The sequence below is a fragment of the Bradyrhizobium sp. WSM1743 genome (assembly GCF_000473065.1).
Taxonomy (GTDB): Bacteria; Pseudomonadota; Alphaproteobacteria; order Rhizobiales; family Xanthobacteraceae; genus Bradyrhizobium.
In genome coordinates this window covers 185,785-197,235 of the sequence record NZ_AXAZ01000009.1, presented here as the reverse complement: position 1 = coordinate 197,235, position 11,451 = coordinate 185,785, and the positions used below count along the sequence as shown (strand labels likewise).

Sequence of the window (11,451 nt, the reverse complement as noted above, 5' to 3'; positions counted from 1 at the left end):
GCCCGCCGCCACATCAACAGCTTCATCGCGGAGGTCTACAACAAAGAGCGCCTGCACTCGGCGCTCGGATACCAGTCGCCCCTTGAGTTCGAAACCGCGTTCGCGCAAAACAACGCGCGGTAACGCATCGTGACAACCCCACTGTCACTGTAATTATCGTGTCTCACTTCAGGGGTGCAGTCCAGCACTGTCACCGTAATCATGCCGCCGGCTTTATCCGCCGTATCCCCCCGCCCCCTGCCCCTCATCGCCATTTCCTGCTATCTCCTACCCCCGCCGCCCAAAGCAAAACCCTCCGACTGTCACAGGGAGCAACAACCATGCGATACCTCCACACCATGTTGCGCGTGCGCAATCTCGATGTCGCGCTGAAGTTTTATCAGGACGCGCTGGGCTTGAAGGAGGTGCGGCGGATCGAGAACGACAAGGGGCGCTTCACGCTGGTGTTCCTGTGCTCGGCAGACGATCTCGAGGCGCTGAAGAAGCAGCCGCAGACGCGCGGGGCGCCGCTGGTCGAGCTCACTTACAATTGGGACGAAGAGACGTACGGCGAGGATCGCTTCTTCGGCCATCTCGCCTATGAGGTCGACGACATCTACGCCACCTGCGAAAAGCTGATGAAGGCCGGCGTCACCATCAACCGTCCCCCGCGCGACGGCAACATGGCCTTCGTCCGCTCGCCGGACCTGCACTCGATCGAGCTCTTGCAGAAGGGCGAGCCGAAACCGCCGCAGGAGCCGTGGGCATCGATGCCGAACACCGGCCATTGGTAAGGCACCGACCGGAACAAGGCCCCTCGCCCGACGTTCACTCCCCAACGAAGCGATTGGAGGAGGACGCGATGGCGAGAGGGCTGTTGCTGTGGATTCTTGGCGTGCCGATCCCGGTGATCATTTTGTTGTGGTTGTTCTTCGGCCGCTGAGCGTCAGGTTGAACTTTGCAATGAAAGCTCCGCCGCGTGCGGAGCTTTTTGCATGAGGGGCGCGCGGCAATCGCGCATCGCGCCGCGCGCCGAATTCCGCTATCACCCGCGCAAGCGACAATGCGGGGAGACGCTTTCATGCCTGACACCAAGCTGACGATCTGGGGCCGCGCCAATTCGGTCAACGTGCAGAAGGTGCTGTGGTGCCTCACCGAGCTTGGCCTCGCTTACGAGCGCATCGACGCGGGCATGCAATATGGCAAGACCCGCGAGGCCGAGTATCTCGCGATGAACCCCAATGCGCGGATCCCGACGCTGGTCGAGGGCGACTTCGTGCTGTGGGAATCCAATTCGATCATGCGTTATCTCTGCCTCGCGCATGGGCGCGGCACGCCGATCTATCCGGAGGCGCCGAAGCAGCGCGCCTCGGTCGACCGCTGGCTCGACTGGACGCTATCGACGGTGCAGCCGGTCGATCGCCCGGTGTTTTGGGGCATCGTGCGCACGGCGCCCGCCGAGCGCGACATGATCCAGGTGCAGCGCGATGCCGACGCCGCCGCCGAGGTCTGGGCCATCGCCGACCGCCTGCTCGCCACGCGTCGCTTCATCGAGGGCGAACAGTTCACGCTGGCGGACATCGCGATCGGGTCCTATGCGCGGCGCTGGCTCGGCGTCGAGGGCATCAGCCGGCCGTTGCAGCCGCACCTCACCCGCTGGCTCGCCGAGCTCGGCAAGCGGCCCGGATTTGCGCAATTCGTCGCACCGCCGATGTCGTGAGCGCTGGCGCGGCGTAAGTTGCGACGATCGCGCGAGGAATCGTCGTTCTGGCGCGCTGCTCCGGCGTCACGGCTGCGCTTGACGGCTACTGTGCATGGGGTTGTTTTCGCAGTTTTTGTTTTAGGTCCCCAGCGGCCAGCCGCGCTCGACCAGCAGCACGCAGATGATCAGCAGCAGCGTCACCGCGGCGGTGGCGAGGCGCGCGGTCCAGCCGAGGCCGCGGCCGACCCACCACAAGAGCGCGCAATACATCAGCACGGGGACGATGACATCGAGCCGTACCAGATCCGCAGGCATGGCCTTCAGCGCCGGATGGTGGTGTCGACACTGATCGAGCCGCCGACCCTCACGCAGGTCCCGGTGCCCTCGACCATGACGAAGCGCGGACCATAGGAGGCACAGGAGCCTGCCCTCGCCTTCCCGGCCGTGCCCGCGAGCGGCAGCGCCTTGCCGGTCTTGCCCGCCTGCGGCCGCTCGGCAGGCGGCAGGCGCAGGCTCTCCGCCGCGGTCGCGGACGTGGCCAGCAGCGAGATCAGGATGAGGAACGGAGTGCGCATCGCCGCCTTGTAGCCCGGACCGGAGCCGCGCGCCATCGCGGCATCCGCATCCGTGATCAGATGAACTTGACGCCGGCCGACTTGCCGCGGCGCCAGACCACCTGGCAGCTCCGCCCGGTGCGCGCGTCGCGTGCGAAGGCCATCCGGATCACGCCCGGAAGCTGGCTCGCGTCCTCGTCCAGCGTGATCTTGGCGCCCGTATCCGAAATGTCCTGGACCAGGCAATGCCGCGCGGCGAAGCCGCCGTCGAGCGTGATCCAGGCGTGCCGGGACAGCAGCTTGCGCTCTGCGCGCTTCTTCGGCGGTGGCATTGGCGAAACATCTCCCCGTCCAGCGCTACGCAGGGAACCCTAACAATCCGTTGAAATCGCCTCCGGATGATCCCGGGGCCGGCGCTGTCCACCGGAGCTAAAAGTCCGTTCCCGAACGGCTTGCCCGGGAGCGCAAAGGCCACTATACGTTCGCCCGCTGCAAGCCGCCGGGCACTGTTCGGCCGGCCAGCGGCCGTGCTGCGGAAAGCGGCGGGGCCCTGCGTTTGCTCCCTTCGTCTATCGGTCAGGACGCCACCCTTTCACGGTGGAGAGAGCGGTTCGATTCCGCTAGGGAGCGCCACTTGCGTGCTGGGTTGCCAACGGCGACAAATCCGCCGCTGCGGCATGAACCTCCCCGCCTCCGATCTCCGACCAACATCCGATCGGAACCGGTACAGGTCCATGGAGCAGCGCGAGACCATCCCAAAAGGCGATTCCGGCGCTGCCCCGCAGCCGCCGTCCTGGATGCATCGTACGGCGCCCTATGCGCCGGACCGGCGTGCCAAGATGCTCGAGCACATGGCGCGCGCCAGATCGCTTCCGCAGCGCCAGGCCGCTTCTGCGCAGCCGCCGGGCCAGTTGCCGCTTGCAGCCGGCATGACCATTCTCGGGGATGCCTTCGGCTACGCAGTCCTGTTCGGCATCATGGCGCTCCTCTTCCAGTCCCGCATTCCTCTGTACCTCGGCGCCTTTCTCTTCCTGACCGACGGCGCGCGTATCGAAGCCGCGCTCGCCGCGATCGGTATCAGGTTCGAGGCCGAGACGATCGGACCCGATATCATCAAGGGCTTCTCGTTCTGGTTCGCCTGGATCGCGCTGCTCGCGTCCGTAAGCGGCTCCGTCCCTGCCTGGCTCGCGCCCTGGCCGCCACCGGCCGAAACATGGTCATCCATCGCAGGCATCGCTCTCTTGCTCGCCATTTTCGATGCGCTCGCGGCATTGATAATCCGGCGCACAAGTCCATGGTTCGGATTGGCCATCACTCCGGACAGCCTGATCTCGACGGCGATCAAGTTCATTACTGCTTTTGGTGTATTGGCGCTGCTGGTGCTGCTTGGTGCGCTCTGAACGCCCTAACCGGACTCCGACGATGACGACGTTGTGGCGTTGCACGGCGAGTGATCGCGCCGCGCCGGCCCGGCGCATTTACCGGAAATTTACCCCCGCTGTTGGGCAGCGGTATCATTTGCTTAGAGTTTGATTGCTACCGTGGAACTACGGAAATCACCCAAAACCCCGGTCGGCGTTCATGTCTGTTGCAGAGTTCCTCCGGCAGCGTGCAGTGGAAGTCATGGTGAACGGCAGCTACTCGCTGCCGCGCTGGTATGATTGCGAGGGCAAGCTCCGCAGCTTTGCCTGCCGGACCAAGCGCGTCTCGCCATTCCGCATGATCGTGGACGTGCCTGTCGTCGGCAAGGTCGGCGAGCGCGTGACCTCCTACTTCCAGGATTTCGGCGAATTCCAGTGCACCATCAGCGCGACGCTGAAGGCGGGCTTCCTTATGGAGCTCGAGATGACGCGGGCGCGGCGCGCCTGGATGTCGGAAAAGCTGACCTGGCTGGAGAAGAAGCAGAAGGACGCTACCGTTCAGGAGCTGCGGCGTGACGCGCGTTTCGTTCCGCAGGTCTCGCACACGTTCCTGACGCTTGCCGATGGCAGCACCCCTCCGTGCTTCATCATCGACGTCTCCACGGCCGGTGTCGCGGTGTCCTCGGAGTACGATCCGCCGATTGGAACCCCGCTCGCGGTCGGCGCCTGCGTCGGCCGGGTGATCCGCAAGTTCGGCCATGGCTTTGCGGTCAAATTCGCCGAGAAGCAGAACCGGGACGACCTCGTCCGCTTGGTGGTGCGCACGCCGTTGCTGAAGTCGGCCTAACCCTCCGCCTCGCCCGCCCTATGGCGGCCTCAATGCCGGATCAGCCTCTGGAGGTCCGCGCCTCGGGCCAAACGTCATTTTGCAGACTTGCGATCGGGGGACCGAATGGCAGTCAACAAAATCACCGTGGATAAGATCACAGTTGATAAGATCACCTGGGACAGGGTCGGCCGGGTCACCGAGCCCGGGCGCTACATGTACACGTTCGGCTGGCTCACCATCACCGCCGGCGACATCGAGATCTGGAAGCGTTACCCACAGGCCGCGTTCACGCTACTGGCGCAGCATTCCGAGTCACACGAGTCCGTCGGCGAGGAATTCCATCTCGGCGCCTTCGACGTCGCACCCGACGCGCCGACGCCGATCACCACGCACTGAGCCGGAAAAGCGCAGGGCCGTCGCGGGCAACTACCGCCGGCGCATGCCCCGCGGTTCTGCCGTCCACACAAGTGCGCCGTGAATCGAAGAAACCCGCGCACTTCCTTGATCTGGCTCGCCAATCTCGATCCCATGTTGGGCGCGCGGTTATTGCCATGGATGACGAGCATTCTTTGTCATGCGATTGATTGCGCTTGTATTCTACTTCTTCTTGGTCCGCGGCGCCGATGAACGGAAGCTGTCGCGCGCGTTAAGCGAGCCGACAGCAGGCGCATGACACATGGTCGCATCGGTGAACGTAGATAAGCGGATCAAGGGAACCTATTTTCGGCGCCAATGTACCTGATTGAAGCGCTCCCCACCGTCCTTGGAACTGCCGCCATCGCCCCGGCGCTGCTGATGCTGTGGCTTGTCATTGCCGCCGAGGAGCGCCCCGGCCCACCGGCCCAGGTCTGGACTGCCTTCCTGTTAGGTGCGGCCAGCATTTCGCTGCTGGGTCTCGCCCGCGCCCCCTTCGCCAAGATGGTTGCCGCCCCCGACGACCCCTGGGCGGCGCTGGCCATGCATTCGATCTTCGGCGTCGCGCTGCCTGAGGAGGCCGTCAAGGTGATCGCCATCGTGCTGGTCTCCTCGACCAAGCGGCGGACCTTTGCCAATCCGATGGACACCGTGGTCTATGGCGCCGCGGTCGGCCTCGGCTTCGCCGCATACGAGAACCTCGCCTATCTGGTCCAGCACGCGGAGATGTGGCGCTCGCTGGCCGCCCTGCGCAGCGTGCTGACCGTGCCATTCCACGGCGCGCTCGGCATCATTGCCGGCGCTTACCTGACGATCGCCCGGGCCGGAACGGCGCTGGGCGCCAACCGCCATCATCGCGACTGGGCCCGCCTGTCGAGCCGGCTATTGATCTTCGCCGGCCCGCTCGCGCTGCATTCGGCCTTCGACTTCCCGCTGCTGACGCTTCAGCGCATGCCCGATCTCGATCCGACGCTCCGGATGTGGCTGGGTGCCGCGAGCCTCTTGATCGGCTTCAGCTCGATTGCCTTCGCCATCCGCCTGGTCCGGCGCGTCGCGCGCCACCATGCGCCGCGGACCGATGTGGCGCGCGAGCGGCTCAGCCAGTTGCGGCGGATGTGGGCGTTGCTGCTTGCCGGCGGCGGCATCGGCTTTCTCGGGCTCGCCTTCGTGCTGACCTCGATCCACCACTGGCTGATCAACCCCGAGCGCAACCTGACGCTGGCCCTGATCCCGATTGGTTTCGTCTCGATCCTGCTCGGCCTCGCGCTTCTGATTGTCACAACGGCGATCTACATTCTCGGCCGCAACCGCATCCGCACCGGCGCGGAAGGTTTGTCCTCGGCGCCCGGCGGCGTCTGAAGCGCGGGATGGCAAGCACGGTGCACACCTATTAGAGTGGGCCGCATGGACGGCTTATGGGATCGAGGCCATCATGACATCGCCTGAGGAGTTTTCACGACTGCAATCCGCGATGAGCCAGGCGGTCAAGGCGCATTGGAAGGCCTTCCTGTTCGAAGGCATCCTGCTTGTGGTTCTCGGCGTTGCCGCATTGGTGCTCCCACCGCTCGCGAGTCTTGCGACCGCGATCTTCCTCGGCTGGATGTTCCTGATCAGCGGCATCGGCGGGCTGATCGCGACCTATTGGGCGCGCAGCACGCCAGGCTTCTGGTGGTCACTGATCTCGGCCGCGCTGGCCGTGCTCACCGGCATACTGCTGCTGGCCCGGCCGATGCAGGCCGTGCTGACGCTGACCATCGTGCTCGGCGCCTATTTCCTCGCCGAGGGCGTCGCCACCATCATGTATGCGCTGGAGCACCGCCGCGAATTGAGCAGCCGCTGGTCATGGCTCCTGATCTCGGGCTTCGTCGACATCGCGATCTCGTTCCTGGTGATCACGGGACTGCCGAGCTCGGCGGAATGGGCGATCGGCATTCTCGTCGGTATCAACCTGCTGTTCGGCGGCGCCACCCTGATCGGCATGGCGCTGGCGGCGCGCGAGAGCAACACCTGAGACGCATCAATGCGCTCTGCGCCGTTTTGGGGGGTGACAACCCGGCAGCGGCACGCTATATCGCCTGCCATGATCACCGTCGCCACCAGCTATTTTTGGTACTTTAGCTACGACAGCTCGCTGGCGGCAGGAGGATCGCGCTCAATCTGACACATTGCAGCAAACGTCCGAACAAGCCGCCAGACCTGGCGGCTTTTTTATTGGCCGGCAGGTTTCCAACACAGACAGGAGCCCGCCGTGCTGAGCACGACCGACGATCTTCGCATCCGTGAACTGAAAGAACTGAGCACGCCGGAAGAGGTGATGCGGGAGGTCCCGCGCACGCTCACCGCAACACGCGTGGTGATGGCCGCCCGCAACGCCATCCACGCCATCCTGAGCGGCCAGGACGACCGCCTGCTGGTCGTGGTCGGCCCCTGCTCGGTGCATGATCCCAAGGTCGCGCTCGACTATGCCGAGCGCCTTGTGCGCCTGCGCGAAGACCTTGCCGACCAGCTCGAGATCGTCATGCGGGTCTATTTCGAGAAGCCGCGCACCACGGTTGGCTGGAAGGGCCTGATCAATGACCCCGATCTCGACGGCAGCTTCGACATCAACAAGGGCCTGCGGCTGGCACGCAATGTGCTGTCGGCGGTGAACAATCTCGGCCTTCCGGCGGGCACAGAATTCCTTGATATGACCACGCCGCAATACATCGCCGACCTCGTGTCATGGGCCGCGATCGGCGCGCGCACGACCGAGAGCCAGATCCATCGCGAGCTGGCCTCGGGGCTGTCCTGCCCGGTCGGCTTCAAGAACGGCACCGACGGCAATGTGCGGATCGCGGCGGACGCGGTGAAGTCGGCCTCGCACCCGCATCACTTCATGGCGGTGACGAAGCTCGGCCGTTCGGCGATCGCCTCGACCGCCGGCAACGAGGATTGCCACATCATCCTGCGCGGCGGCAGCGAGCCGAACTACGACGCGGCAAGCGTTGCGGCCGCCTGCAATGAATTGACCAAATCCGGCGTCGCGCCGCTCGTGATGGTCGATGCGAGCCACGCCAATTCGAGCAAGAAGCCGGAGAACCAGCCGCTGGTGATGGCCGATATCGCTGGTCAGATCTCGGGCGGCGAGAGCCGCATCATGGGCGTGATGATCGAGAGCAACCTCGTCGCCGGCCGTCAGGACGTGGTGCCGGGCAAGCCGCTCACCTACGGCCAGAGCATCACCGACGGCTGCATCGACTGGGCGACCACGGCAACCGTGCTCGAGCAGTTCGCCGACGCGGTCGAGATCCGCCGCAACACCCAGCGCGCGGGGCTGCATGAGCGGTCGGCCTGAGAAATGACGAGGCTAAGTTGGCTCGCTCTTCACCTCTCCGCTGCGGGGAGAGGTGAAGCAATCAGCAGCCGCGGCAGATGCTCTTGATCTTGCGATCGAGCTCAGCGTCTTCCTTGTTCGCAGGCGTGTTCGGATTGCTCAGATTCTTCTCGCTCGGCACGTCGGCCGCGCGCGGCTGTCGGTGGCCGACGGGCGCCGGCAACACCGTTCCCGAGGTCGCGCCGCTGGATGTCGATCCCTTGGAGCCGCCGGTCTGCGCAACCGCAGCGCCGCCGAGCAAGACCACGAGCGATGCTGCCAGCATGATCTTTTTCATGTCCGCTTCTCCATTCTCAAACCGGCTCGCATTTCAGCCCCCGCTCTTTCTTCGGGCGGATAGAGATGAACGTCGCCGCAATAGTCCACGATACGATAACGCGTTTCGCCTCCCGCTTCACGCGCATCGTCTGCGATATTTTGTGCCACCGACACATAATTCGGTCCGACCGGTGATTTGCCGGCGCCGCCGGGAATATCGATGACGTAGTCAGGCTGACACAGCCCCGACAGCCGGCCGCGCAACTGCCGCATCAAATCCTGTCCCTCGGCCAGCGTCGTTCGCAAATGCACGGTGCCGGGCGCGAGATCACCGTGATGCAGGTAGTAAGGCTTGATCCGGCATTCGACGAAAGCTCGCATCAAATCCGACAGAGCAGCAATGTTGTCATTGACGCCGCGCAAAAGCACGGACTGGCTCACCATGGGAATGCCGGCGTCGACGAGACGCGCGCAGGCGGCGCGCGCCGTTCCGGTCAGCTCCCGCGCATGGTTGGCATGCAGCGCGACCCAAGTGGTGGCTCCCTCAACCTTCAGTGCCGCAACCATCTCATTGCTGACGCGCGCGGGGTCGGCCACGGGTACGCGGGTGTGAAGACGGATGATCTTGACGTGATCGATTGCCGCGAGGTCGGCCATGATCTCGCTCATCCGCCGCGGCGACAGCATCAGGGGGTCGCCGCCGGTCAGGATCACTTCCCAGATCTCGCCATGCGAGCGGATGTAGTCGATCGCCACGCGATAGGCGCTGTCCGACAGCGCATTCTCCTTGCCGGGCCCCACCATCTCGCGGCGGAAGCAGAACCGGCAATAGACCGCGCAGACGTGAACGAGCTTGAACAACACGCGGTCGGGATAGCGGTGCACGATCCCGGGAACCGGCGAATGCGGATGGTCGCCGATCGGATCGGCGCTCTCGCCCGGCTGCACGTCCAGCTCGGCCGCGGTCGGAACGAACTGCCGCGCGATGGGATCGTCGGGATCGGTCGTCTCGATCAGCTCGACCAGATCAGGGGTGATCGCCACGGCATAGTGCGCGGCAACGCGTTCGAGCGCCGGCAGCGCCGATGCGGGGGCCAGGCCCTTAGCCACCAGCTCGGCAGGCTCGCGCAGAGTGCGTGCAAGATTCGTCTTCGTCATCTCTCATCCGCAGGCGGTGTCCACACCACCTGATCAATTCGTGTTGCGCCGCTCGCCAGCATGACCAGCCGGTCGAAGCCGAGTGCGACCCCACTCGCCTCCGGCATTGCGGCAACCGCAGCCAGAAAGTCCTCGTCGAGCGGATAGGCTTCGCCGTAGCGGCGCTGCTTCTCCGTCATCGATTCCGTGAAGCGTTTTCGCTGCTCCTCGGCATCGGTCAGCTCTCCAAAGCCGTTGGCGAGCTCGACACCGCACGCATAGACCTCGAAACGCTCGGCGACCCTCGGATCGTCCGCCTTCACCCGCGCCAGTGCCGCCTCTGGAGATGGGTATTCAAACAGGATGGTCAAACGCCCCTGCCCCAGATGTGGCTCGACATGCTCGACGAGGACTTTGCTAAAGATGTCGGACCAGGTGTCGTCGTCGGCCACACGCACCTTGCCGCGCGCCGCCGCGGCGAGCGCGGCACGGTTACCCTCGCCGCCCGAAATTGTCGACAGCAGGTCGATCCCAGCGAAGTGTTCGAAGGCGCCCGCCACCGTCAAGAGCTCCGGCTCGGCGAAGGGATCGGCGGTCCGACCGCGGAAGGAGAAGGTCCCGATCCCGGTCGCCTGTGCCGCACGGGCGATCACGACGACGCAATCGGCCATGATCGTGTCATAGGGGGCACCGGCCCGGTACCATTCCAGCATGGTGAATTCGGGCAGATGCAGGTCGCCCCGCTCGCGGTCCCGGAACACGCGGGCGAACTCGAAAATCCGCGTCTCGCCTGCCGCCAGCAGCTTCTTGCAGGCAAATTCCGGCGAGGTCCGCAGATATCGGTTGGCCCGGCTGCCGTCGGGCCGCATGATCTCGGTCCGGGGGGCGTGCAAATGGGTCTCATTGCCCGGGGAAACCTGCAGGACCGAGGTTTCAACCTCTACGAAGCCCTGCTCGGCGAAAAAGCCCCGCAAAGCTCCGGTCACGGCGGCCCTGGCCTTTAGGAACGGCCGCCGGTCGAGGTGCCGCGAGGGCGACCAGAACGGCGAGATCGGCTTGTCCCCAGCCATCAACCGACAGCCCCGACCAGCAGCAAAGTGCTGGCATCCAACGGCAAAATCAGTATGTTGCGGCCCGAAACGGGCGCCGAGGTCCGATTTGAGGCCCCAAGTCCCCCATCAATTTGACCACGTCCTGGCTGGTGCCGGGCCAAGCAAGCAGGAAATACAGCTTTGAGAGTCATCGCCAGTTCTATTCGCAAGGGCAACGTGATCGAGCAAGACGGCAAGCTTTATGTCGTCGTGAGCGCCGAGAACATCCATCCCGGCAAGGGCACCCCGGTCAGCCAGATCGAAATGCGCCGAATCTCGGACGGGGTAAAGATCTCCGAACGCTACAAGACCACCGACCAGGTCGAAAAGGCCACGATCGAAGAGCGCAACTACACCTACCTCTATGAGGATGGCGACGGCTACCACTTCATGAACCCTGAGACCTACGATCAGGTCCAGGTCTCCAAGGACGTCGTCGGCGACGCTGCCGCGTATCTCCAGGAGAGCATGACCGTCAAGCTGTCCATGCACGATACCAACCCGGTGTCGATCGCGCTGCCGCAGCGCGTGACGCTCGAAGTGGTGGAGACCGAGCCCGTGACCAAGGGCCAGACCGCCTCCTCCTCCTATAAGCCCGCGGTGCTCTCCAACGGCGTGCGCACCACCGTACCGCCGCACATCACGGTCGGCACCCGCGTGGTGGTGATGACCGAAGACGGCTCCTACGCCGAGCGCGCCAAGGACTAAGCGAGCAACCGAGGATCGGAACAGGTACCGCCGGGGGGCGAGGCA

The 11,451-nt window shown here is 64.7% G+C and carries 15 protein-coding genes and 1 tRNA gene; 10 read left to right on the top strand and 6 right to left on the bottom strand.

All coding sequences use genetic code 11. From position 1 onward, the window contains the following. Positions 1-320 precede the first annotated feature (320 nt). Positions 321-773 carry a VOC family protein gene (locus YU9_RS0108030; RefSeq protein WP_027572336.1) on the top strand — a complete coding sequence of 151 codons (453 nt, stop codon included), beginning with the start codon at positions 321-323 and terminating at the stop codon, positions 771-773. A 287-nt stretch (positions 774-1,060) separates the two neighbouring features. After that, a complete protein-coding gene (locus tag YU9_RS0108020) occupies positions 1,061-1,699 on the top strand; it encodes a glutathione S-transferase family protein (RefSeq protein WP_027572335.1) in 639 nt (212 codons plus the stop codon). A gap of 120 nt (positions 1,700-1,819) precedes the next feature. On the opposite strand, the gene YU9_RS47505 is transcribed toward YU9_RS0108020, so the two are convergent. From YU9_RS47505 to YU9_RS0108005, 3 genes are read right to left on the bottom strand one after another with little or no spacing between them, the layout of a single operon-like run. After that, positions 1,820-1,996 (bottom strand): hypothetical protein, encoded by a 177-nt coding sequence (locus tag YU9_RS47505; protein WP_036017154.1) that lies wholly within the window; start codon positions 1,994-1,996, stop codon positions 1,820-1,822. A 5-nt stretch (positions 1,997-2,001) separates the two neighbouring features. Beyond that, complete coding sequence (locus YU9_RS0108010) at positions 2,002-2,256, bottom strand: hypothetical protein (RefSeq protein WP_027572334.1); 255 nt, start codon at positions 2,254-2,256, stop codon at positions 2,002-2,004. 56 nt (positions 2,257-2,312) lie between these two features. Then, a complete protein-coding gene (locus YU9_RS0108005) occupies positions 2,313-2,567 on the bottom strand; it encodes a PilZ domain-containing protein (RefSeq protein WP_027572333.1) in 255 nt (84 codons plus the stop codon). Between the two features lie 226 nt (positions 2,568-2,793). Here YU9_RS0108005 and YU9_RS0108000 point away from each other — a divergent pair. The 7 genes from YU9_RS0108000 to YU9_RS0107970 all read left to right on the top strand — a co-directional run bounded on the left by YU9_RS0108000 (position 2,794) and on the right by YU9_RS0107970 (position 8,173). Further along, positions 2,794-2,868, top strand: a tRNA-Glu gene (locus tag YU9_RS0108000). 101 nt (positions 2,869-2,969) lie between these two features. Further along, entirely contained in the window at positions 2,970-3,635 is a 666-nt protein-coding gene (locus YU9_RS0107995; RefSeq protein ID WP_027572332.1) for a hypothetical protein, read from the top strand. Between the two features lie 181 nt (positions 3,636-3,816). Then, on the top strand, positions 3,817-4,443 hold the full coding sequence (locus YU9_RS0107990; protein WP_027572331.1) for a PilZ domain-containing protein: 627 nt from the start codon (positions 3,817-3,819) through the stop codon (positions 4,441-4,443). Between the two features lie 120 nt (positions 4,444-4,563). After that, positions 4,564-4,821: a hypothetical protein gene (locus YU9_RS48910; RefSeq protein ID WP_027572330.1), complete on the top strand. Its 258-nt coding sequence runs from the start codon at positions 4,564-4,566 to the stop codon at positions 4,819-4,821. Positions 4,822-5,157: 336 nt separating this feature from the next. Then, positions 5,158-6,198, top strand: coding sequence for a PrsW family glutamic-type intramembrane protease (locus YU9_RS0107980; protein WP_027572329.1), 1,041 nt, complete (start codon positions 5,158-5,160; stop codon positions 6,196-6,198). A 73-nt stretch (positions 6,199-6,271) separates the two neighbouring features. Beyond that, the gene (locus YU9_RS0107975; protein WP_027572328.1) at positions 6,272-6,850 is read left to right on the top strand and encodes an HdeD family acid-resistance protein; all 579 of its coding nucleotides are present in this window, start codon (positions 6,272-6,274) and stop codon (positions 6,848-6,850) included. A 237-nt stretch (positions 6,851-7,087) separates the two neighbouring features. After that, on the top strand, positions 7,088-8,173 hold the full coding sequence (locus YU9_RS0107970; protein WP_027572327.1) for a 3-deoxy-7-phosphoheptulonate synthase: 1,086 nt from the start codon (positions 7,088-7,090) through the stop codon (positions 8,171-8,173). Between the two features lie 61 nt (positions 8,174-8,234). On the opposite strand, the gene YU9_RS0107965 is transcribed toward YU9_RS0107970, so the two are convergent. Genes YU9_RS0107965 through epmA form a run of 3 tightly spaced genes read right to left on the bottom strand, consistent with a single transcriptional unit; the run spans position 8,235 to position 10,677 of the window. Next, complete coding sequence (locus YU9_RS0107965) at positions 8,235-8,489, bottom strand: hypothetical protein (protein ID WP_027572326.1); 255 nt, start codon at positions 8,487-8,489, stop codon at positions 8,235-8,237. Next, positions 8,486-9,628 (bottom strand): lysine-2,3-aminomutase-like protein, encoded by a 1,143-nt coding sequence (locus tag YU9_RS41130; RefSeq protein ID WP_051380362.1) that lies wholly within the window; start codon positions 9,626-9,628, stop codon positions 8,486-8,488. Before YU9_RS41130 ends, YU9_RS0107965 begins: the two co-directional genes overlap by 4 nt. Continuing rightward, positions 9,625-10,677 (bottom strand): EF-P lysine aminoacylase EpmA, encoded by a 1,053-nt coding sequence (gene epmA, locus YU9_RS0107955; RefSeq protein WP_027572325.1) that lies wholly within the window; start codon positions 10,675-10,677, stop codon positions 9,625-9,627. The genes YU9_RS41130 and epmA overlap by 4 nt, the downstream gene beginning before the upstream one ends. Before the next feature lie 162 nt (positions 10,678-10,839). Between epmA and efp the strand changes: the two genes are divergently transcribed. Then, positions 10,840-11,406 carry an elongation factor P gene (gene efp, locus YU9_RS0107950; protein ID WP_027572324.1) on the top strand — a complete coding sequence of 189 codons (567 nt, stop codon included), beginning with the start codon at positions 10,840-10,842 and terminating at the stop codon, positions 11,404-11,406. The last annotated feature ends 45 nt before the right edge of the window (positions 11,407-11,451 follow it).

What these genes read in the sequence shown, in the direction of transcription:
- YU9_RS0108030 (WP_027572336.1), top strand. Translation starts at nt 321, where the DNA reads ATGCGATACCTCCACACCATGTTGCGCGTGCGCAATCTCGATGTCGCG.
- YU9_RS0108020 (WP_027572335.1), top strand. Translation starts at nt 1,061, where the DNA reads ATGCCTGACACCAAGCTGACGATCTGGGGCCGCGCCAATTCGGTCAAC.
- YU9_RS47505 (WP_036017154.1), bottom strand. Translation starts at nt 1,996, where the DNA reads ATGCCTGCGGATCTGGTACGGCTCGATGTCATCGTCCCCGTGCTGATG.
- YU9_RS0108010 (WP_027572334.1), bottom strand. Translation starts at nt 2,256, where the DNA reads ATGCGCACTCCGTTCCTCATCCTGATCTCGCTGCTGGCCACGTCCGCG.
- YU9_RS0108005 (WP_027572333.1), bottom strand. Translation starts at nt 2,567, where the DNA reads ATGCCACCGCCGAAGAAGCGCGCAGAGCGCAAGCTGCTGTCCCGGCAC.
- YU9_RS0107995 (WP_027572332.1), top strand. Translation starts at nt 2,970, where the DNA reads ATGGAGCAGCGCGAGACCATCCCAAAAGGCGATTCCGGCGCTGCCCCG.
- YU9_RS0107990 (WP_027572331.1), top strand. Translation starts at nt 3,817, where the DNA reads ATGTCTGTTGCAGAGTTCCTCCGGCAGCGTGCAGTGGAAGTCATGGTG.
- YU9_RS0107980 (WP_027572329.1), top strand. Translation starts at nt 5,158, where the DNA reads ATGTACCTGATTGAAGCGCTCCCCACCGTCCTTGGAACTGCCGCCATC.
- YU9_RS0107975 (WP_027572328.1), top strand. Translation starts at nt 6,272, where the DNA reads ATGACATCGCCTGAGGAGTTTTCACGACTGCAATCCGCGATGAGCCAG.
- YU9_RS0107965 (WP_027572326.1), bottom strand. Translation starts at nt 8,489, where the DNA reads ATGAAAAAGATCATGCTGGCAGCATCGCTCGTGGTCTTGCTCGGCGGC.
- YU9_RS41130 (WP_051380362.1), bottom strand. Translation starts at nt 9,628, where the DNA reads ATGACGAAGACGAATCTTGCACGCACTCTGCGCGAGCCTGCCGAGCTG.
- epmA (WP_027572325.1), bottom strand. Translation starts at nt 10,677, where the DNA reads ATGGCTGGGGACAAGCCGATCTCGCCGTTCTGGTCGCCCTCGCGGCAC.